The 19,805-nt window shown below is 44.6% G+C and carries 22 protein-coding genes; 17 read left to right on the plus strand and 5 right to left on the minus strand.

All coding sequences use genetic code 11. The features are described from left to right. Positions 1–107: 107 nt before the first annotated feature. Positions 108–2,816, minus strand: a complete 2,709-nt coding sequence (locus tag PRUTH_RS02250; protein WP_151172419.1) for an insulinase family protein — start codon at positions 2,814–2,816, stop codon at positions 108–110. Positions 2,817–2,980: 164 nt separating this feature from the next. Here PRUTH_RS02250 and sixA point away from each other — a divergent pair, with 164 nt between their 5' ends. Then, positions 2,981–3,448 (plus strand): phosphohistidine phosphatase SixA, encoded by a 468-nt coding sequence (sixA, locus tag PRUTH_RS02255; protein ID WP_022944744.1) that lies wholly within the window; start codon positions 2,981–2,983, stop codon positions 3,446–3,448. A gap of 3 nt (positions 3,449–3,451) precedes the next feature. On the opposite strand, the gene PRUTH_RS02260 is transcribed toward sixA, so the two are convergent. Further along, a complete protein-coding gene (locus PRUTH_RS02260; protein ID WP_022944743.1) occupies positions 3,452–3,781 on the minus strand; it encodes an SUI1 family translation initiation factor in 330 nt (109 codons plus the stop codon). A 120-nt stretch (positions 3,782–3,901) separates the two neighbouring features. Between PRUTH_RS02260 and PRUTH_RS02265 the strand changes: the two genes are divergently transcribed. The 4 genes from PRUTH_RS02265 to PRUTH_RS02280 all read left to right on the plus strand — a co-directional run bounded on the left by PRUTH_RS02265 (position 3,902) and on the right by PRUTH_RS02280 (position 7,917). Next, positions 3,902–4,207, plus strand: coding sequence for an STAS domain-containing protein (locus PRUTH_RS02265; protein WP_022944742.1), 306 nt, complete (start codon positions 3,902–3,904; stop codon positions 4,205–4,207). Next, positions 4,200–5,894, plus strand: coding sequence for a fused response regulator/phosphatase (locus PRUTH_RS02270; protein ID WP_257220997.1), 1,695 nt, complete (start codon positions 4,200–4,202; stop codon positions 5,892–5,894). The genes PRUTH_RS02265 and PRUTH_RS02270 overlap by 8 nt, the downstream gene beginning before the upstream one ends. Before the next feature lie 135 nt (positions 5,895–6,029). Further along, complete coding sequence (locus tag PRUTH_RS02275) at positions 6,030–6,695, plus strand: GAF domain-containing protein (RefSeq protein ID WP_151172420.1); 666 nt, start codon at positions 6,030–6,032, stop codon at positions 6,693–6,695. Positions 6,696–6,723: 28 nt separating this feature from the next. Then, entirely contained in the window at positions 6,724–7,917 is a 1,194-nt protein-coding gene (locus PRUTH_RS02280) for an amino acid aminotransferase (RefSeq protein ID WP_151172421.1), read from the plus strand. A gap of 56 nt (positions 7,918–7,973) precedes the next feature. Here the strand turns inward: PRUTH_RS02280 and PRUTH_RS02285 are convergent, their stop codons facing one another. Then, positions 7,974–8,285 (minus strand): YebG family protein, encoded by a 312-nt coding sequence (locus tag PRUTH_RS02285; RefSeq protein ID WP_045979846.1) that lies wholly within the window; start codon positions 8,283–8,285, stop codon positions 7,974–7,976. 216 nt (positions 8,286–8,501) lie between these two features. Here PRUTH_RS02285 and PRUTH_RS02290 point away from each other — a divergent pair, with 216 nt between their 5' ends. Further along, complete coding sequence (locus tag PRUTH_RS02290) at positions 8,502–8,798, plus strand: ComEA family DNA-binding protein (protein WP_151172422.1); 297 nt, start codon at positions 8,502–8,504, stop codon at positions 8,796–8,798. A gap of 35 nt (positions 8,799–8,833) precedes the next feature. Here the strand turns inward: PRUTH_RS02290 and PRUTH_RS19245 are convergent, their stop codons facing one another. Then, positions 8,834–9,136 (minus strand): DUF6170 family protein, encoded by a 303-nt coding sequence (locus tag PRUTH_RS19245; protein WP_257220999.1) that lies wholly within the window; start codon positions 9,134–9,136, stop codon positions 8,834–8,836. Further along, complete coding sequence (gene dsbB / locus PRUTH_RS02300; RefSeq protein ID WP_151172424.1) at positions 9,133–9,654, minus strand: disulfide bond formation protein DsbB; 522 nt, start codon at positions 9,652–9,654, stop codon at positions 9,133–9,135. The genes PRUTH_RS19245 and dsbB overlap by 4 nt, the downstream gene beginning before the upstream one ends. A 439-nt stretch (positions 9,655–10,093) precedes the next feature. On the opposite strand from dsbB, the gene PRUTH_RS02305 reads away from it, so the two are divergent. The 11 genes from PRUTH_RS02305 to PRUTH_RS02355 all read left to right on the plus strand — a co-directional run bounded on the left by PRUTH_RS02305 (position 10,094) and on the right by PRUTH_RS02355 (position 19,779). Next, positions 10,094–10,396, plus strand: a complete 303-nt coding sequence (locus PRUTH_RS02305) for a hypothetical protein (protein WP_151172425.1) — start codon at positions 10,094–10,096, stop codon at positions 10,394–10,396. Positions 10,397–10,419: 23 nt separating this feature from the next. Then, positions 10,420–10,914, plus strand: coding sequence for a GNAT family N-acetyltransferase (locus tag PRUTH_RS02310; RefSeq protein ID WP_151172426.1), 495 nt, complete (start codon positions 10,420–10,422; stop codon positions 10,912–10,914). A 101-nt stretch (positions 10,915–11,015) separates the two neighbouring features. Continuing rightward, positions 11,016–12,122 (plus strand): serine hydrolase domain-containing protein, encoded by a 1,107-nt coding sequence (locus tag PRUTH_RS02315; protein WP_151172427.1) that lies wholly within the window; start codon positions 11,016–11,018, stop codon positions 12,120–12,122. A 404-nt stretch (positions 12,123–12,526) separates the two neighbouring features. Then, positions 12,527–12,949, plus strand: a complete 423-nt coding sequence (locus tag PRUTH_RS02320; RefSeq protein WP_257221000.1) for a hypothetical protein — start codon at positions 12,527–12,529, stop codon at positions 12,947–12,949. Positions 12,950–13,368: 419 nt separating this feature from the next. Further along, complete coding sequence (locus PRUTH_RS02325) at positions 13,369–13,899, plus strand: hypothetical protein (RefSeq protein ID WP_138547575.1); 531 nt, start codon at positions 13,369–13,371, stop codon at positions 13,897–13,899. Positions 13,900–13,977: 78 nt separating this feature from the next. Continuing rightward, entirely contained in the window at positions 13,978–14,466 is a 489-nt protein-coding gene (locus PRUTH_RS02330; protein WP_151172428.1) for a hypothetical protein, read from the plus strand. 376 nt (positions 14,467–14,842) lie between these two features. Continuing rightward, entirely contained in the window at positions 14,843–15,139 is a 297-nt protein-coding gene (locus tag PRUTH_RS02335; RefSeq protein ID WP_045979839.1) for a hypothetical protein, read from the plus strand. A gap of 126 nt (positions 15,140–15,265) precedes the next feature. Continuing rightward, positions 15,266–16,270, plus strand: a complete 1,005-nt coding sequence (locus tag PRUTH_RS02340) for a hypothetical protein (RefSeq protein WP_257221001.1) — start codon at positions 15,266–15,268, stop codon at positions 16,268–16,270. A gap of 519 nt (positions 16,271–16,789) precedes the next feature. Further along, positions 16,790–17,503, plus strand: a complete 714-nt coding sequence (fadR, locus tag PRUTH_RS02345) for a fatty acid metabolism transcriptional regulator FadR (protein WP_151172430.1) — start codon at positions 16,790–16,792, stop codon at positions 17,501–17,503. A gap of 280 nt (positions 17,504–17,783) precedes the next feature. After that, the gene (locus tag PRUTH_RS02350; RefSeq protein ID WP_022946413.1) at positions 17,784–18,389 is read left to right on the plus strand and encodes a peroxiredoxin; all 606 of its coding nucleotides are present in this window, start codon (positions 17,784–17,786) and stop codon (positions 18,387–18,389) included. 157 nt (positions 18,390–18,546) lie between these two features. Beyond that, positions 18,547–19,779 (plus strand): alkaline phosphatase family protein, encoded by a 1,233-nt coding sequence (locus PRUTH_RS02355; RefSeq protein ID WP_151172431.1) that lies wholly within the window; start codon positions 18,547–18,549, stop codon positions 19,777–19,779. Positions 19,780–19,805 lie beyond the last annotated feature (26 nt).

Below are 19,805 nucleotides of genomic sequence, written 5' to 3' on the forward strand. Positions count from 1 at the left end.
AATCCGCTTATTATTAAGCCTTTTCTACAACCTGACCTAAACACACACTGTCATTCTAATTACTACAATCATGCTAGGTTAATTCAAGCCGTTGATTGAGTAAAGCATTATGCGTGTTCCAAGGCTTGTTGCGACTGTTTAACCCCGTCACTGAGCCATTCCATGCGAGCCCGCGAAGGAGAAAAAAGCTGCTGCATATAGTGTTGTACGTCTTCCAAGGAGATAGCATCAAGTGTCGTTAATAAGTTACTTTGCAGGCTAAAATCGACGCCCGGGTTACTAATTGCTAACCAGAAGCGTTGTGAACGCAAGCGCAGGTTTTTGTCCTTTTCGGCAATTTGCCGGTAGAGGCTGTGCTTGGCTTGTTGCCAGTGCGGCTCATCAATTTCAGCAAAGTCCTGAACATACTGCTTAATAAAGGCGCGATGATGAGAAAGTAACGTGTGCGCATCGACATTGGGTGATTGCACGTAAAATGCCAGTCCAGCGCGAGAATTAAACGGTGCATAGCCTGCACCGACCAAATAACCTAATTGCTGCTGTGTACGCAGTTGATGAAAATAGGGCTGATTAATCAGGTGGTTAACAACCATCATCAATACTTTTTCTTTTATATCTGCGGTCTCTGCTTGGTAGTAAATGACCATGGCATTGTCACTGCACTGCAGTTTTAGGTGATGAGTGTCGACTTGCGTAATTTCATTCAATGGGCGACTAATGCTGTCGATACTCGTGCGGGTACGTAAATGAGATTGCACCAAACGTAAGAAATCGTAGGCATCGGCTGGGCGCCAATTACCATGTAAAAACGCCTCTACATGCACGGATTCGAAAAACGCTTGGCGGAACTGTTTAAATTGCATGTAGCTGGTGCTTTTAAGTGCCTGAGCAAGCTCCGTCGGGGTGGGATTCCAAGGCATAATCTGCGCGCCGATACGGCTGAAAATCTCACTGACAGGCTTGTTTTGATTACTGCTTTGCCAGTGGCGCACTAGCTGTTTTTTGTACTCAGCAAAGCGCTTCGTGCAAATACCCGCATGAAACAGGGCTTGCAATAGACCCTGCACCAGTTCTAGTTGGCTTGATGACAAGCCGGCGGTGTGTAAAGTCAGCCCACCTTGATGCGATGAAATATGGTAATTCAGTCCAGCCAACTCAGCAGGGTAGAATTGCTCTGCCACACAATCAATAAACAGATCGGCAAATAAACGAGTCAGCGCCATGTGCTGCACGTCTTTGACCGCCAGCTCTGAGTCCAAAGCGAGATAAAAGTGACCCTTAGCAACTCGGTAGGTCGCATCTTGCTTAAACCAGAAGTTAAGTCCTGGATGAGTGGCGAGCTTTTGTGGTTTATTGCCTGGCGCCACTAATTCATGAAGCACGCAAGGACGCTGTAAATAGGGATTTGTGCTTGGCAGAGACATGGTATTGAGTGGCGTATCAATACTCTCCAGCGCGGTTAACCAATCTTTATCGAGGGCGTTGATGCGGTACGGCGTGTTATACCACTTTGTATAGCGACTTGGCTCGACGCCGGGGTGGATTAGCACCAGACGCATATTCTGGGGAGTCAGCCATTGCAGTACCTCAGCAAATTGCTGGCTGTTAAAGCCAGTCATCAGGTAGTCACCGTACAAATAATGCTCACTGGGGTAGTGGTGCATATTCACGCTGATACCGCTGACCCAATCGAGTAAGCGAACTCGCTCTTGGTTATCGAAGGCAATTTGCAACAACGTTTGCTTGTCACGATACAGCGGCGACAGCTTATCGTCGTGACATTTTATCAGCGCAATATAGGCGAACACCGTTTCAACGATGTCTTGGTAATACTCAATGCCCTCATCGGTGAGTGCGAGGCTGATATTAAAATCTTTAAAGTTACTGCCATTAATGCCTCCACCTGCGGATAACGCATTGATCCATCCTTGATTTTTTAGCAGTGAGTGCAAGGAACCCGGGCCTTCGTAGCCTAATAAGTGGGCCAAAAAGCTCACCGTTTTGTGTTTATAAAAGGCATCAATGCTGGGCATAGCAAAACTAATTATGAGCTTTTGTAAGTGCTTGTGCGGCTCAATATGCAGCTCAACCCCCAATTCCTGCTCTCGGTATAATGGCTCGGTGATCGCAGGTTTAGGTTGCTGGGTGCCAGAGATGGGGGTGAATAGCTCCAGAGCCCATTGCTTGAGCTCAGACAAAGAGTGAGGGCCGCTCAATACCAATGTCATCCACTGGGCTTGATAATGTTGCTTAAAGAAAGCCAGCAAATCATCGCGAATAGCGTTTTGCTCATCACTTAATGTGTTGCTGTTGCCCACAGAGAACTTGGCAAAAGGGTGTTTTGGGTTCACCGTTTCTTTGTGCGCCTGGTATATGCGCCGGCCATCGTCCTTTATTTTAAGTTTAAACTCGGCGTCAATGGCGTTACGTTCTTTATCGACCTCTTCGGCGTTAAATAACGGTGCATAAAAAAGCTGGCTGAAGCGTGTTAACGCTTGGTAGTAATGCTCGTTGGCGACATCAAAGTAGTAGCAACTGTGTTCGGTGCCAGTCCAAGCGTTACTGCTGCCACCATGATGACTGATAAAATCGTGGAATTCTCCGGAGGCAGGGAAATCTTTGGTACCGAGAAATAACATGTGCTCTGTGAAATGCGCTAACCCTTGTCGGTGCCAAGGATCATCAAAGTGCCCGGTATTCACTGTCAGTGCCGCAGCGGCTTTTTGGCTGTCTTGATCCTCAACCAACAACACCCTAAGACCATTGGGCAGTGTCAGCGGTTGGTAGAGTCTGTTATCATTGCGGCTGATATTCAAACAATGCTCCTGAAACTAGAGAAGTTGCAAGACGTTCAGGGCCAGCTGTTACGGCTTGGTGCCTACCCGAATATCGATGGTTAAGCTAGACTATAGCGAACATGCAACCAAGATGGCTAGCTTTTAGGTTAAAACTTTTTTGCTAATTAGTTGATTTCTTTGCAATGAAAACCATTTTAATCATGCGCCATGGGGAAGCTCAAGCGCTACAAGCGCAGGACCACTTGCGCGAACTGACTCAAAGAGGTCGGCAGCAAGCTGATCATGTAGGCCAATGGTTAGCACAAAGGTTTAATCCACAAGGCTTGTTAGTGAGCCCTTATGTGCGCGCTCAGCAGACTGCCGAGTGTGTCAAAGAACATTGCCGAGGTTTCACCTTGGAGCAAACGTGCGATGACATTATCCCCAGCGCTAATGCGAAAACCGCCGTTGACTACTTACAAGCACTCACCGAAGTTCATACTGAAATAGACACTTGGTTAGTGGTGGCACACATGCCAATCGTCAGTTACATGGTCGCGGAGTTCTGCCCTGAGCAAATGCCCATTTTCGCAACCTGTGGGGTGGCTCATATTGACTATGATCCGGCCACCATGAGAGCGCGCTGGCAGGCGTTATATAGCCCTAACTAGAGGTTAACCGCCGGCAATTTTAACTTTGAAGCCCTGAGCTTCAAGCAAACCTTTGAGCTTGTCGCGATCGTCGCCCTGAATCTCAATCACTCCCTCTTTAACGGCGCCGCCTTGGCCCATTTTTGACTTCAGGGTTTTTGCCAGTTTTTTCATATCATGCTCGTTTGGATCAATGCCTACAACGAGCATGACACCTTTACCTTTGCGTCCTTTGGTTTGACGCTCAATACGCAGTGCACCGTCTTTAAAAAGCTTAACATCCGGCTGTTCACTTTGTTTTTCAGGTCGAATGCGGCCAGAGTCGGTAGAGTAAACCAAGTTATTATCGCTCATGGGTTGCTCCAATTAATAAACATAAAGTGTCATCCTAACATATTTTGGTGTTGTCATTGCGAAATGGCTGGCAAGGTTTATATTTTAAACAGGTAGATTATCAGTGGCTTAGGAGCGGGTATGAGTTTACAACAGCATTATGTTGAGGAAAAACAAAAACTAGTGATAGTGATAAAGGAAAAGTTTGACTTTAATCTTGTGCAAGATTTTCGTACAGCTTATGCAGATGTTCATGCCGACACTAAGCACGTGGAAGTTGACTTGCGAGAAACCAGTTACATGGATAGCTCAGCGTTGGGTATGTTGCTCAATATGCATAAAGCTCTGAAGGGGCAGGTAGAGGGCATTACCATCAGCCATGCAAACCCGCAGTTAAAAAAGATTCTCCAAATTTCGCGTTTCGATAAGAAATTTACCATTGACTGAAAAGTACATTTCCTTTCCTTCACATGGGCTTAGCGAAGACTTGCCCTTAGTGCTCATTGTTGATGATGAGTCCATGAACCGGCGTATCCTGCGAGCGATGCTGGAGCGTGACAACTATCGCGTCATTGAAGCTGAAAATGGCATTCAGGCACTAGCGCAATGTCAGGCTCACGATGTTGATGTGGTACTGCTGGATATTCTTATGCCCGAAATGGATGGCTATGAAACCGCAGCGGAGCTTAAACGCACCAATACACGAGTTTATACCCCCATTATTTTTATTACCGCTTTGGAAGATAACCCTTCATTGGCAAGATGTTTGGACGTAGGCGGTGACGACTTTATGCCCAAACCGTTCGATTTACAGATACTGCGAGCCAAGTTACATGCACACCTGCGTATTCGCCATTTAGTCAGCGAGTCAAATAAGCAAACGGACGCGTTGACCTATTATCAAAATCAAACCGAACGCGAACACGAACTAGTCGAGCATATTTTCAATAATGCCCTGCAACATAAGGATAAACCCAAGGGGGTCGACTCACACTTGTCGCCCGCTTCTATGTTTAATGGCGACGTGTTTCTCAATGCCTTGGGGCCAAATGGCTCGCAATATTATCTATTAGGCGATTTCACTGGGCATGGGTTAGCCGCTGCCACCGGGGCGCTGCCAGTGGCGCGTATTTTCTACACTATGGTGGAAAAAAACTTGGCCGTAGGAGATATAGCCAGAGAGTTAAATGCCGCTTTATACGATTTGTTGCCGGCGCATATGTTTTGCGCTGCAACTATTTTCGAAATTAGTGCCAATGCACAAAGTGCGACGTTTTGGATGGGCGGCTTGCCCGATGGTTACCTTATTGACCATTCGGGCTACATGCTTAGTCAGCTCGAATCAAAACACATGGCATTGGGTATTTTGGATGATGAGGAGTTTGAGCGTGATGTGCGCCATGTCACGCTCAATGAATATAGCCGTATCGTGGTTTACACCGATGGCATCATTGAGGCCGAAAATGCACAACAGCACCAATTTGGCTACAGCGGTTTGCTACGTACCTTGGCGTCGCAAGCGATGATCCGTACTGACAACATCATTGCTGCTGTGCACTATTTTACCGGTAATGAAGATCAACAAGACGATTACAGTGTGGTGATTATCGACCCGCAACCTCAAGCGCCATTACAACCTATTAATCACACTATAAGTCCGCTCCCTATTGAGCTTGAGGTGGTGTTAAGTGCCGAGGAGTTAAAAACGGTGGACCCAGTGGCGCAATTGATGGACCTAGTTGGTCACTTGCCAGGGCTGAACACCCACAAATCGACACTGTTTATATTGTTATCAGAGGCTTATAACAACGCTCTAGAGCACGGTATTTTGGGGTTAGACTCTGCTTTAAAGGCCGATGACGACGGCTTCTTACAATACTACAGTGAGCGTGAGCAACGCCTAAGCGAACTCACCGAAGGTGAGATATGCCTGCGAGTTTGTTATCAGCCACAGCAACGAACATTGCTTTTTAGCGTTAAAGACTCGGGAGCTGGTTTTTCCCTCGAGCCAGCTGCAGGTAGCCAACTCCAACACAGCTATGGTCGTGGTATTGAGCTACTTAAAGAGCTGGCGGAAGATGTGGAATACAACCAAGCGGGAAATGAAATACGCATTCGCTACCATATCGACTAACCCTCTCATATTGCCTCCGAACCCTATTTTTGCCCTTAAATGACTGGCTTAGTGTCGAAGTGACGGTTTTGTATTGCACGGTAATAAAAAGGTGTGCTAGCATCCGGCTAAATGTTTAGATGTTTGGATGGCTAAATGCTTTTAAGCTACTTAGAAAATGCACAACTTAGCGCTGAGCCCAAGTTAGTGGCGAATAAACAACAGGCGCTACAGCAATACCTTAACAATGCGAGTGCCGATGTTCGTTGGCAATATCAAGTTCCGGAGTTGGGCGAGGGTGGGGCGTGTAGTTTATTTGGTCATCTGCAAGAGCAGCCCTTCGATTTACGCGAACATTTGCCCTCAAGCAGTGAAGCAAAGTTGAGAAAGCTTCAAGCGATTGTCGATTTTGTTGTTCAAGAAAGTGGCGTAGACTGGTTTGGTATTTATCAAAGTCAACATATTGAAGGTCAGCCACGGCTACTTAAGCTCGCTTATTACGGCGCACCTAGTCGTCCTCTTTTTCCTATTAACCCTGACTTTGCAACAACCAGCAATAATGTGCAGGTTGCACTCAGCGGGGTTGCTCGGGTGATAAATGATGTGGAAGACTATGTTGCCAACGGTGGCGAATACTATACATGTGACCCCAAAGTGAAAGCAGAAAGCTGCTTGCCGCTTTATGACGAGACAGGTAAAGTAGTGGGCATTATTGATGCTGAAGCATTTACCGACAAGTTTTTTACCCCTGATCAGGTTGCGTTGCTAATAGCTGCGTGTTTAGAGATTAGCAAGCACTTACCAACCAGCCGTCAGGACTAACCTAACCTGAGATAATAAAGAGAGTTCCATGTTCTCACAATTAAAACCTTTACCGACAGATCCAATTCTTGGGCTTATGGCTGCGTTTAAAGCCGACACCAATGACAAAAAAATTGACCTAGGTGTTGGCGTATACAAAGACGAGCAAGGGCAAACCCCTGTATTGAAGGCCGTTAAAAAGGCTGAAGAGTTTCGTCTCGCCAATGAAACCACTAAGTCATACATTGGGCTGGCCGGTAATTTGGAATATTGTCAGAAAATGGAGCAACTGCTACTTGGCGATGCTCACCCGGCTTTGCTAGCGGACCGTGTGCGTACAGCTCAGGCCCCAGGTGGCACGGGTTCGTTACGGGTGGCGGCAGAGTTCATTAAGCGTTGTAATGAGCAAGCCACGGTGTGGGTGACTACGCCAACATGGGCTAACCACATTAGCCTATTTGAAGCGGCTGGCCTGAATGTGAAAGAGTACCCTTACTATGACTATGATAACAAAGGTTTGTTATTTGATGACATGGTGAATACGCTCAGCCAAGTGCCTGCGGGTGATGTGGTGCTGTTACATGCATGTTGTCACAACCCAAGCGGCATGGACTTGAATTTTGCGCAGTGGCAAAAAGTAGCTGAAATCGCTAAAGTTCAAGGCTTTACAGTACTGGTTGATATCGCCTATCAAGGTTTTGGTACGAGTTTGGATGAGGATGCTGCGGGTTTGCGCCATTTGGCCTCGCAGGTAGATGAGCTAATCATTTGTTCGTCATGTTCGAAAAATTTCGGCTTATACCGTGAGCGTATTGGTGCGTGTTCGGTGATCTCAAAAGATCAAGCCACCGCTGATATTGCTAATTCAGTGATGCTCAGTGTGGTACGCAGTATTTACTCGATGCCGCCGGCACACGGTGCGGATATTGTTAATACTATTCTTAGTAGCGATGAGCTAACTGCGATGTGGCACCAAGAGCTTGATGACATGCGCTCTCGTATCAATGGTTTGCGTTCATTGCTTAAGGATAAGTTAAACGACAAATGCGAAGGCATGGACTTCTCATTTATTGAACGCCAGCACGGTATGTTCTCTTTCCTAGGGATTAACAAAGAACAGATCGAACGCCTACAAAAAGAGTACTCAATCTACATTGTCAGTTCTAGCCGTGTAAATGTGGCAGGGGTAAGCAAAGATAATATCGATTACTTTGCCGATGCCGTTGCAGCGGTTACTAAGTAACGCGAATGATAAAAAAAGCCAGCAATGCTGGCTTTTTTTATGTCTAAGAAATAGCTTTACGCTTCTTTGGCTTTGAGCTCAGTAACATTTTCCTTATCACTTGGCTCTTTGCTGGCTTTTTTTGTGACCTTTGCTGCAGGCTTAGTACCTTTAAGTACGTGCATAAAGTCGTCTTTTTGTTTTGCTATTTCCAGCGACAGGCTTTCTACTTGTTGCTCACTTAAGGGAACATCAACGCCGCCTAATAACTCTTCTAAGCTTTCGGCAATATCGAGCATCTTATCATAGGCATCGGCTTCTTTTTTGCTAGTAAAGGTCATGCGCTCGACTCCGTCTCGTTCTACAACGTATTTAGTTACAACAGCCATGGCTTCTCCTCAAGGGTACTGTTTTTTTATACAGTAAGGGTAGTGGTTGGCGATTCGCCCGTCAAGGGTTTTAATCATTCCTTTTAAAGGGTTAAGCATTTTTACCACAAAAAAGCACGACTTTATCGTTAGTTTTATTTGACACATCTCAGTAATTATTCTTTATTTAATTTTGAAGTAACAAGGATTTTTACTTTAACTTCTAAGGAGAGAAGCATGAAGCTACTAACCGCACTCTACACCACCTGTGCGCTTGTACTTACCCCAGCAGTGGTCGCTGCTGAGGCACCTCAACAAGCGAGTGAGCAGGTAACCCCAGCCAAACTTGATATTAACCAAGCATCCAAAGAACAGCTACAATCGCTGCCGGGCATTGGCCCCACTAAAGCAGCCGCCATCATCGAATATCGTCAGGTGCAAGGCAATTTCCGTAGTGTTGATGAGCTAGACGCTGTGCCAGGTATTGGTGCAAGTACGTTGGCGCAAATTCGGGAATTGGTGAAGGTAAGATAGTGGCAAAGTATTGCTGATAAACCAAAGGGCAACGTTTAGTTGCCCTTTTTATGTGCGGCGATGGCTTCTTCAAGGTGAAACAGCGCGAATGCGTGGCGCACTGGGAGCACAATAATAGGATAGGCGATGCCGGCTAAGAGCAGCCATGGCAACATGTGCCAGCCTTCAAAGCGCACCAGCAGCAGAAATAGTGGGGTGATCAGCAACAGTTTAATAATATTGAGCATGACTCGGCGCTGCGCTGATAGCCTGTTTAATGAATCCGTTACTATAGCAAGTCGCTCATTGTGACTGAGCGACTTGAGTTTCGGAATTTGACTGGGAAGAAAGTAAATCATGAAACCTTAGGTTTATAAAAAAAGCTGCTTAAGGTAATGATAATTGCAACGACTGCCATCACCGCAAAGATCACTTGCATCCACCCAGGCATTGATAACCCCATAAATTGCCAATCAATGTTGCCACAATCACCGGTAGCAGCAAAAAAGCTCGGCAGCCACTCGTGTAAAGGCATAAAGCTTGGGAAGTTAGGTTCAAACTCGCATACGAAGGCAAAGGGATCTGTGGTGGTTTGCATCATGATATGTTCTTTGGCGAGCAAGAAACCCCAAACACTGGCAACCAGCCAACTCGCCAGCGCCACTAGGCGTAAATACATATTTTGTGGATTAATACAGCCTAGTAAGGCCGCAAATAGCACACCCAAGACTGCTGTACGCTGATAAATGCACATAATGCATGGCGCTAAGTCCATGGCATATTGGAAATACAAAGCAGTTGCTTCGAATACGGTGGCAATCACCGCTAACAGTACCCAAGGCGCACGTTGGTGCGATAGCTTACCTAACCAGCTCATAGTTAACTCACATCGTTATTGATGGGCTGATTATGCCACGCCCTCGGCGCTATGCAAGCGTCTTTGCGGGCGTAAAGGTAAGCTCATTGGCGTGCCTAAGCACTTAATTTAGCGCCATTTGTGTACAAGCTAGCGTTGTTAAGTGAACAAAAAAGCTAATGAATCACTCAAAGCGGTAGGCTGGCTTCCGTTTTTGCTTATGAATCAGTGAAAATGAACAAAAAAATTATTTATTGAATTGATCGAAGAGCTATACACAGTGCGGAGCTAATGCCGATATTGAACGAATCAAAGTCTCGGCTTTCGACTAAATAAGTCCTTAATCTCTGGAAAGTACTTACAGGAGAGCATAGTATTCTCAGCATCAATTAGTGTTATATTCGATTTGCAAGTGAATGTAATAAGGAGGTTGTATGCGGGGAATTATATCTAGGTGAGCATGAATAGAATCGCAACGTTAGTTGGGTCACTTCGAAAAGCTTATCCGGAAATAGAATCTTGTAAATTCGAACTAATTTTTTCTTTCCCTACTGAAGAAGCGGCCAAAGAGTATTTCAGAAAAACCTATCACTGGGAACATCATGATGGGATGATTAAATATCAACTTAACGGTGAATGTTTCTCGGGCTTTAAGACTGAAATAGAATTAAATACCAACTATATTAAACACTTAACGGGCTGTTATGTAGATTTGGCATCAGAAACCCAAGGTAGCCTTCACCGTTGGAAGCTATGGATTTGAGCCTTAATAAGAACGAGCACCAAATGGAAATCAAAGTAAGGAAAACTAAAACAACTGACAGTGGCACATTGTGTATGCTGTGGCAGTTTTACCAATATCACCAAAGTTCATTTGATCAAGAGGATGTAGGTACTGACGGGCGCTTTGATATTGATGAACAATACCTCAATTCCGTTGTTTGCGGTGAACAAGAGTGTGCCGCTTATCTAATTTTTGTTTCTGACCAGATTGCAGGCTTTGCCACTGTTGAGACGACCGAGATTCGGGGTAAAGAAATGCCGGAATTGGCTGATATATTTATCCTCCCTAAATATCGAAAGCAAGGTGTCGGGAAATTTGTCGTTCAACACTTGATGCAAGCTGTGAGCAAACAATGGCATGTAGCAGTTTATATAAACGACGGCTTGGCGTCGAAGTTTTGGAGTAACTTGTTTACTCAATTAAATGTGGCTCTTGTTGAGAGAGTGGAGCCTGCTGAAACAGAAGGCTTTCACGAGTTTGTCATTACCAATGCCTAACAGAATAAATACGTGAACGACGTTGTAAGCTTGGCTGACACTCGCTTCTCGTTCAAGCTTAAAACGGCTCGTATCATGGAGCAGAACACACAAGGAAAGTTATGATTAGAACTATCTTGATAATATCGGGGGCTTTTTTTGCCAACGTTTCTATTGGCAAAGAAATTAAAGATATATATGAGCTCACAAAACGTTTGGACGATGGTGTACCGCAAATTTTAGAAAAGCACAAAGCTCCCGGCGTTGCTCTGGCATTCGTTAATGGAAGTAGAGTTGTGGGCTTTCGTTCCTATGGTTTTGCTGACGTTGCGGCTAAAACTGAAATTACTCAAAGGACTTTGTTCAATATAGGCTCTATTTCTAAGCTGGTAACTGCTTGGGGAGCAATGCAATTAGTCGCTCAAGGCAAAGTGGATCTCGATACACCAATTAATCAATATCTTAAACGCTGGCAAATTCCCCAATCTGATTTTGATGTAAAAAAAGTCACACTAAGAAATATTCTGTCCCACACTTCCGGCCTGTCTTTGGGACCTTATACAGGGTGGGAGTCTCGCGACAAGTTATCCTCTATTGTCGACTCACTAAATGGTAATAACAACGGCGCTGGACCCGTTGAACTTATCCATGCGCCAAATACAAAGTGGTCTTATTCCGGTGGTGGATATTCAGTGGTACAACTGTTAATTGAAGATGTATCCGGCATGACATTTGAAGCTTATATGCAGAAAAATGTATTCGAACCTCTGAATATGAAGGATTCTACGTTCAATATTACTGAGATAGTAATGAGTAAGTCGGCAACACCTTATGATGATACCGGTAAAGTCACGGGTATGGTGTACTTCAATGAACAAGCAGCGGCGGGCTTACAAACAACGGCTGTAGATTTAGCTCGCTTCAATATGGCAGTTTTGCGTAATAGCGATGGACATTATAACGGTTCAATTTTGTTGCCAGAAAAGCTCATAGATCTAATGATTAAGCCAGCTCCAAATACTAACGGGCGCTGGAGCATGAGCTATGTTGTGGACACAGAAAACAACAGTCTCGGATTTGCTGGATTTAATCGAGGTTGGGTCTCTCTATCACGTTCTGTCACAGACCTAAATTTTGGTTACGTGATATTAAATAATAGTAGTATCGGTGCTGTGAACAATGAAATTGATAGCCTCATACTTTCTACCGTTAAACAAGAGCACAATTAAATTACATAAAAAACACTTTCAGTGGATAGGCTGCGGTGCCTGCATGTTATGTGTCGAGGAAGCTATGAAGCCCAAGAAGCCAACAATCATGGGAATGGCAGAGTTTGAGCCATCAGCGAGGTGTCCTAATTGTACATTGATAATGTATTTGGGAAACAAATGTCCGCATTATGATTATTTACTGAGCCAGTCAGAACAAAGAGCTCAAAATTTGTTTTGGAGAAAGTCTAGAAACACAGGTTATGTGTATGGCTTTATGTTTTTCATTATTTTCCTATTTATACTGTCTTGGTTGCTTAGCATGTAGCCTCAATCAAAGGTGTCTAAGTTTTATGCGGAGCTGTAAATTTAGCCAACTATGTTTAGTCGATTATAAAGGTGCTTGAAAAACCAAGGTTCAATATATGTTCTGGAGAAGTTTGTTAATTGGGTTAACAACAGTGTTTGCTTGGCTACCTGCATCATTTCTTATGATATTTGCGCTAATCGGCTTGTTTGGTGGCGTTGCAAATATTTTCACTATGCCGATTGGTTTCAGCTTACAATGGATTCTTTGTTCCTTGGGTGGAATACTTGGCTATGTAGTATTAACCTCTGTGAGTTGGGGTTTCAAGCTCAAGCATAAAGTTCGATTGTTATTTCTTATTTTTGGCTTTTTGTCTCTAATATTCACTCATTCCTCAGTCATTGACCTTGATGGTGACTTATTCAAATTAGGTGATGGTTGGGTTGAGCTCTATATGCTTTTATGCCCAGCTATATTTTTAGCTGTTCACATAGTCTTGCACTTGTTTTGGATGTCGCAAGACAATTTAGCAAGTGCATAATCTATTAATGGGAGTTAAACCCTTGACTAGCGTTTGTCTTTCGCTCGTTTTAATCATGTGCATGCAGCTATGAACGGGCGTTACTTTCACAGGGGATGATATGGAAATCGAAGACTTAATAAGCATTTTACAATCTGGCAACGAACGTGAGATATCGGATATTTCATATAGCCTGATGAATGTGTCAGACAATACCTTTTTACAAAATCTCGCGGGCAGCCTTGAGTTAATAACGCCATTGTCTAGTTCTTCTTATTGGTCCTCTCAAGGAAATAAGCACCGCGTGCGTGTATCAATAGATAGAATTACAACGTTTCTCGAGGCTGTGAGAACAACGGGCTGCAGGTGCGCGAAATACCTCCAGCTACCTTACTTTGCCCACAGTGAAGCGGATAAAGGCATGATAGAGATAATATTAAATGAGGCAGACCCACAAACGAGGAAGTCGAAAATCACCTGTCAATGTACAGCTTGTGCTCAATACTATGTTGCGCATGAGTTCGACGCGGGATTTGGGCGCAGAGCTCAGTGGGAAAAGCTCGCAAAACCATGAAAAAGATGCCTTCTACTGTTATTCCAATTTAAGAATCGGCTCGGTTACGGTAGGGTTGTTTTTGAGAATTCATCACGCAAAGAGGAATACTTACTTGGAAACGGATCTTCAACAAAAATTGACAAATATTTTTAGCACCCGGCTGTTCAAATTTAACGGGCTTCCCGAAAAAGTAATATCAGAGCTTAATGCATTAATGCTTGAATATGGCGCAGAGCAATTACTGTTAGCCTGCCAAGCATTGCGACCTAAATTTGAACAAAACGCCGACTTCACACGCGGAAGTAGAGGAAAGTCTGGATTAGGTGGTGAGTTTTATATGGCCGCTGCAATGGAGCTCAAATACCTTCAGGAAGCCATGGTTTATATAAGAAGCAAAACCACCGGGGCATCATAACCATGTAGTGTGGTGCTCTGCTATAAGGCTGGAGCATAAGCCAATTAGTTATGCAATGAAGAAAAGTAAGGGATGACTATGAATGAACACTTGGATAAGAAGTTATTAGGATTTATTGAAACGTATAACAAGCTATTATCAACTTTTGACTATGGAGTAGGTGAGTTTCAAAGAGATATTGCCTTAGGAATGATTTATGTTTTGGTCGACGCTCAGGCTGCTTGTTGGAACTCTCTAGAGGAGTTAAAGCTGCAGCTCGCAATCAATGCGTTCAACTCTGATGAAATGCTTAAAAACATTAGAGACGATGTGTCGGACAACACTTCTCTGAGTTTTAATTATTGCTATTCCCCAATTGCTATGAAGGCGTTTGCAGAATTAGGTTACCTAAATCTTTCCACGCTTATTTATATACGAGATCGGTTGGCTCATGAAGTTCATAAGCACAGGAATGCTAGCCCAATGGCGGCCTGTATGCTTAACGTTCAGGGTGATTCTATGAATTGCAGCATTCTTAATGACTGCATTGAAATTATGGAGAAAAGAGTTAACGGAGCGAATGCATAAATAGTGCTTGCCATCAAAGTAGATTCAAGTATGGCCGCATCCATATTATTTATTAACTGCGTGGAAGGTGATATTCGCGCTCAAAGCAAGTCTAAAAATTGAAGCAGCGGTATGTTGGTGGCGAATATGGTGACTTTGAAAATATGCAAACACTGTGTATTAAAACAGTTTCAGCGCAGTCGCTCACATAGTCAAGGAAACGGCCCAATTGCAAGCTTTTGTCGCAAGATAAAAACGAGAAATTGCTATTTTTAATAATACTAGCAATGAGTTAACTAGTCTGTTAAGAATATATCATTCAGAAAAGTGAGCGGCAGCTTAGTAGAAAAACGCGCGATTCGCTCGCTATAAACATGTTATAAACCTAAGGGAAGTAATGGTATTTATCATCCTGTTTGGGGTAGTAGCGATTAGCTTTATTGTGTTTAGCATTCAGATGGAAGCATACAAAGAAGCTGCGCATAAAGGTACAGAAGAACGGAAAAATAGGCTAGTTGAATACCTAAGCTACCAAGATCAGTATTGGGGTATGTTGTTTGGTAACCCTAAAAATTTCCCCCTGTACCATGAAGGTTTAGACAGTCATATTAAAAGGGTACGTATTTCATTGTTCGTAGCATCAGGATCGTTTTTTGGCTTATTCATATATATCATTGTTGCAAACGGCTTATAACAAGTTGCTAAAAAGGACGCAAAACGCTCGGCTTGCGTTCATTCGTCGCTAATTACAGCCAAGCATTTTTGCGCCCATTAGTAAGGCGTTAAGAGGCAAGAATAGTTGGTGCAACAATCACAGATTATGGAAGATAAGATTATTTCAGCAGTGAAAACTTTTGCTACCTCGATAAATTCAGGTGGCAAAGTAGTCGCTGATATGTCTGAACTAATTGAAGTTACTTCTCAGTTGCCTCTTTCTAGTTTTGACTACTGGGAGCGAATTATTCGTTCAGAATTTTCTATAGCTATGAGGGAGTCTATTCCCCCTAAATGGAAGGTGTGGTCAAAACCCAAGGAATTGGTAACTTGGCTTGATCTTATTAGCTGGGATGGTTACAAACGAGAAAAAGCACTTCGAGCACTATCTGGGTCTGCGCCAAATACATTCTTTTTTTCTCTTGCCGTTCGTAGACTCAACGATTGGGTTCCCCAAGTTCGTAAAGCAGCGAGGGAAACGCTGCCAGAGATATCGAGGTCGACTAATCCTGAATGTGTAGTAGAGGCATTATGCGTCGCGCTCTCCAATTGGAACTCTTGGGGTAGAATAGAAGAAGCAGATGAAGAGGTTCTTTTTAAAATCATTTCTGAAAAGGAGATAGCAAAGTCTCTGCGGTCTAAGTTGGTTTTTTCTACTTCAGGACCTATGCCATCACTCTTTTCACAGCTTGGCCGCACTCCGATACTCGATGGGAAAATTGAAGAAATAGCTAAATCCGCGATTCAGCCTTCGGTTCGAGCTGAGGCATACCGCAGCTTATTTGAAGGGCGGATTACTTGGATCGAAGGCCGAAAATGGGTGTGGATTGATATAAGGTACTGCGAAGGCAGGCTAAAGCCTATCGTTGGTGAGCGGAAATTAGAAGTTGAAACTCCACTACTAGATTTACTAGAAAGATCATCTGAAGATCGTTCATCTATTGTTAGGCGCGTTTCAGCGGAGATTTTAATAAGAGAGTTGGGCAATCCGGGTATTAAAGCCAGAGAATTTGCCGAACGCTTTGCTTCAGATAGCTCACTCGCTGTATCTGAAAGGGGTGAGTATGTATTAAAAAAATTAGATGAGGCAGAGCGTGACAATGGCTCTTAACAAGTGCATGTTGTTGGACTGGTTTTCCGCTGCGGCTCCAAACCAGCCGCAAGTGCGGGCGTTACCAAATAAATACTCTAACTGGTTTCTGTCCAAAAACGAGTTAGATTCAATGTCCGTTCTTATGGCTCTATTTAATCTTTGCTGGAGTAGCTCAAAGGTTCAAATTGATACACAAGTAGCTATCAAACTTAGCGAAGCCTACTTGTTGAGGTAGAGCAAGGTATAGTGGTCTAACTATAAATTGATTTACTTCTTGCCTCTCCCCCCACCCTGAAACAATGAGGCTTAAAAGCTTATTGCTAAATTTGTCACTTAAGCTTCAAAGATAAATGGGTCTTCGCTAATCAAGCCCTCTTCATAGGAGTGGTTAGAGTCTCACACCGTGTAACAATCCCACCTTTGCTGTGTATGACCAAAACTGTGACTGGGCGAGTGTGCTTGTTAGTTGCTTCGCATCTGGTACAATCAGTATGTTAAGATCAATAATAATATTTTTAGTAGTGAAGTGGACGTTAGATGAGAATATTCAAAGCCAAAAGCCCAGCTGGATTTGCTGAGGAGTACATAGTTGAGTCCATCTGGAACGGCGAGTTTCCGCCTGGCTCAATTCTTCCAGCTGAGCGTGAGCTATCGGAACTGATTGGCGTCACTCGCACTACCTTGCGTGAGGTATTACAACGCCTAGCCCGCGATGGCTGGCTGACTATTCAACACGGTAAGCCGACGCGCGTGAACAACTTTTGGGAAACCTCAGGGTTGAACATTCTTGAGACCTTGGCCCGTCTTGATGAAGACAAAATGCCAGAGCTGACCGACCAGCTGCTTTCTGCACGTACGAACATCAGCGCCATTTACATGCGCGCAGCGATTAAGATAGACCCTGAACGTGTAAAAGAAATTGTTGCAGATAGAGAAACTGTAGAAGACACAGCGCAGGCCTTCGCCGATTATGATTACCTTGTCCATCACCAGTTAGCTGGGGCAGGGAACAATAAAATCTATGTATTGATTTTAAATGGCTTTAAAGGTTTTTACTCTAAAATTGGCTGCCACTATTTCTCTGACCCGCGTACTCGAGAGCTGGCGCGTCAGTTCTATTCAGACCTAGCCAAGCTTGCCGAGCAGCAAGACCACGATGGCGCAATCGCCCTGATGCGTCGCTACGGCCATAAGAGTGGCCAAATATGGCAAGAGATTCGTGGCAATATGCCCGAAGATATTATGGATTAAATAGCTTAAAAGCCCGCACTAGCGGGCTTTTTTGTGCCCAGCGCAAAGGCGTTGGTGTCAATCAGTTTTATCGATGATAGCTATCGCTAAATGCGATTGTTCTTTTGCGCACAGGGTCAGTACCATATTGCGCAGAATTAGGTGCAACGTGAATTTTGCGTGATGGGGTTGGTTTTTGCTTTTTCGTCACTATATTTAGTTGCACATACATAAAATGCTTTGACGCATTTGCCGTCAGAGCCACTGTGTTAACGATAAACTCAAACTATTGGAGATTACAATGGGTGTATTAGTAGGCCGCAAGGCACCAGATTTCACAGCAGCTGCAGTGCTAGGTAACGGCGAGATCGTTGAAGACTACAACCTACACGAAAAAATCAAAGGAAAGAAAGCGGTTATCTTTTTCTACCCACTTGATTTCACATTCGTTTGTCCTTCTGAACTTATTGCTTTCGACAAGCGCTATGAAGAGTTCCAAAAGCGTGGTGTTGAAGTAATCGGTGTTTCTATCGATTCACAGTTCTCACACAACGCATGGCGTAACACTGCTGTTGCTGACGGCGGTATCGGTAAAGTTAAATATGACCTTGTTGCTGACGTGAAGCACGAAATCTGTCAAGCGTTCGACGTAGAGCACCCTGAAGCGGGCGTTGCTTTCCGTGGTTCTTTCCTAATCGACGAGGAAGGCACAGTACGTCACCAAGTAGTTAACGACCTACCTCTAGGCCGTAACATTGACGAGATGCTGCGCATGGTTGACGCTCTAGCGTTCCACAGCGAGCACGGTGAAGTATGTCCAGCTGGTTGGACTGAAGGTAAAAAAGGTATGGACGCAAGCCCTGAAGGTGTTGCTAAGTTCCTATCTGAAAACGAAGGCGACCTATAGGTCGACCCCAGGTTTCAAGAAAAACCGCGCTTTAGCGCGGTTTTTTTATGCCTGAAAACAGCTGTAAGCCTGTACTACAATAACTAAAATCGGTACCTTCATCATAACTTCATTCTTCTCAACTAAGATTTTAGTTTTTATAACAAGGATATGTGACATGCGCGCAGTATTTTCTATGATGCTCATTCTGTTTTGTAGTGGGGCGGCTTACGGCCAATCGGCTACTCAAAATCCCGCCACGGTGATCATTTCCATCGATGGTTTTCGTCATGACTACATTGAGCATTTCGATACTCCGGCGCTAGCTAAATTAAGCCGTCAAGGAGTGCGGGCGCTGCGCATGAAAACGGTTTATCCGAGTAAAACTTTCCCCAACCACATCAGCATCGCCACAGGTCTGCTGCCCAGTCACCATGGTATCGTGGGTAATCGTTTTTGTGATAAACAGCGGCAACAGTGCTATGCCATGGGCAAAGGGCAGGCCGATACCAGCTGGGTGTCGGGTACGCCACTATGGAATTTAGCTGAGCTACAAGGGGTGAAAGCCGCTACCTATTACTGGCCAGAATCGGATGCGCGTTTCAATGGCCGCACTGCGTCTTACTTTTATCCGTATTCTAGCCACGGCAAGCAGTCCCATCGCGTAGAGCAAATCATTCAATGGCTTAAGTTACCCAAGCAGCAGCGCCCCAAACTCATTATGAGCTACTTTTCTGAGGTTGACAGCCTCGGCCACAAATATGGGCCGAACGCGCCGCAAACCAAGGCAGGAGCTTTAGGAATCGATCGCCTTATTGGTGAGCTGTGGCGCAGAATAAATACCGAGTTAGACACCAAGGTGAACCTGATTGTGGTCTCTGATCATGGCATGAGCGAAGTAAACCCCGATGCCGGCATTCCTTTAGCATCGCTCAACATCGATGATGGGTTTAAAGTGATTAACTCTGGCACCCGGGTGGCTATTTATCAACATAAGGCGTCTACGCGTGCTTTACAGGCACTGCGAGAGCGACTGCACAAGCAGGCGGCGGATCAATACCAGGTGATGAGTAAGGAGCAACTGGCTCAGTATGGTGTCACTATGGGGCCGAGACAGGCTGATATTGTGCTGCAAACGCGCCCACCGGTGGTTTTTACGCAGCCAGATCATCACTATCTGGGCACCCATGGTTTTATCGATGATGACAATATGGACGCTGTGTTCTTAGCCGTGGGTCCAAGTTTCCACCAAGGAAAAACGCTGGCGCAGGTGCGTAATCTTGATATTTACCCTATGGTGGCACATATCCTCGGCTTAGAGATACTGACCCCCATCGACAGTGACGGTGCTACCTTGTGGCCAGCCTTGTTGTCACCGCCAAAGCGCGAATCGGCAACGCGCAGCAACTAGGGGTTGTTGCTAGGCTGAAATCCAGA

Origin of the sequence: Pseudoalteromonas ruthenica (assembly GCF_008808095.1) — a bacterium.
GTDB classification, from domain to species: Bacteria; Pseudomonadota; Gammaproteobacteria; order Enterobacterales; family Alteromonadaceae; genus Pseudoalteromonas; species Pseudoalteromonas ruthenica.

Coding starts and splice junctions, on each gene's coding strand:
- fadR (WP_151172430.1), top strand. CDS start 16,790: ATGAGAATATTCAAAGCCAAAAGCCCAGCTGGATTTGCTGAGGAGTAC.
- PRUTH_RS02265 (WP_022944742.1), top strand. CDS start 3,902: ATGAGTTTACAACAGCATTATGTTGAGGAAAAACAAAAACTAGTGATA.
- PRUTH_RS02285 (WP_045979846.1), bottom strand. CDS start 8,285: ATGGCTGTTGTAACTAAATACGTTGTAGAACGAGACGGAGTCGAGCGC.
- PRUTH_RS02330 (WP_151172428.1), top strand. CDS start 13,978: ATGAATGAACACTTGGATAAGAAGTTATTAGGATTTATTGAAACGTAT.
- PRUTH_RS02355 (WP_151172431.1), top strand. CDS start 18,547: ATGCGCGCAGTATTTTCTATGATGCTCATTCTGTTTTGTAGTGGGGCG.
- PRUTH_RS02335 (WP_045979839.1), top strand. CDS start 14,843: ATGGTATTTATCATCCTGTTTGGGGTAGTAGCGATTAGCTTTATTGTG.
- PRUTH_RS02310 (WP_151172426.1), top strand. CDS start 10,420: ATGGAAATCAAAGTAAGGAAAACTAAAACAACTGACAGTGGCACATTG.
- PRUTH_RS02280 (WP_151172421.1), top strand. CDS start 6,724: ATGTTCTCACAATTAAAACCTTTACCGACAGATCCAATTCTTGGGCTT.
- PRUTH_RS02315 (WP_151172427.1), top strand. CDS start 11,016: ATGATTAGAACTATCTTGATAATATCGGGGGCTTTTTTTGCCAACGTT.
- PRUTH_RS02350 (WP_022946413.1), top strand. CDS start 17,784: ATGGGTGTATTAGTAGGCCGCAAGGCACCAGATTTCACAGCAGCTGCA.
- PRUTH_RS02290 (WP_151172422.1), top strand. CDS start 8,502: ATGAAGCTACTAACCGCACTCTACACCACCTGTGCGCTTGTACTTACC.
- PRUTH_RS02325 (WP_138547575.1), top strand. CDS start 13,369: ATGAGGCAGACCCACAAACGAGGAAGTCGAAAATCACCTGTCAATGTA.
- sixA (WP_022944744.1), top strand. CDS start 2,981: ATGAAAACCATTTTAATCATGCGCCATGGGGAAGCTCAAGCGCTACAA.
- PRUTH_RS19245 (WP_257220999.1), bottom strand. CDS start 9,136: ATGATTTACTTTCTTCCCAGTCAAATTCCGAAACTCAAGTCGCTCAGT.
- PRUTH_RS02305 (WP_151172425.1), top strand. CDS start 10,094: ATGAATAGAATCGCAACGTTAGTTGGGTCACTTCGAAAAGCTTATCCG.
- dsbB (WP_151172424.1), bottom strand. CDS start 9,654: ATGAGCTGGTTAGGTAAGCTATCGCACCAACGTGCGCCTTGGGTACTG.
- PRUTH_RS02260 (WP_022944743.1), bottom strand. CDS start 3,781: ATGAGCGATAATAACTTGGTTTACTCTACCGACTCTGGCCGCATTCGA.
- PRUTH_RS02320 (WP_257221000.1), top strand. CDS start 12,527: ATGTTCTGGAGAAGTTTGTTAATTGGGTTAACAACAGTGTTTGCTTGG.
- PRUTH_RS02275 (WP_151172420.1), top strand. CDS start 6,030: ATGCTTTTAAGCTACTTAGAAAATGCACAACTTAGCGCTGAGCCCAAG.
- PRUTH_RS02340 (WP_257221001.1), top strand. CDS start 15,266: ATGGAAGATAAGATTATTTCAGCAGTGAAAACTTTTGCTACCTCGATA.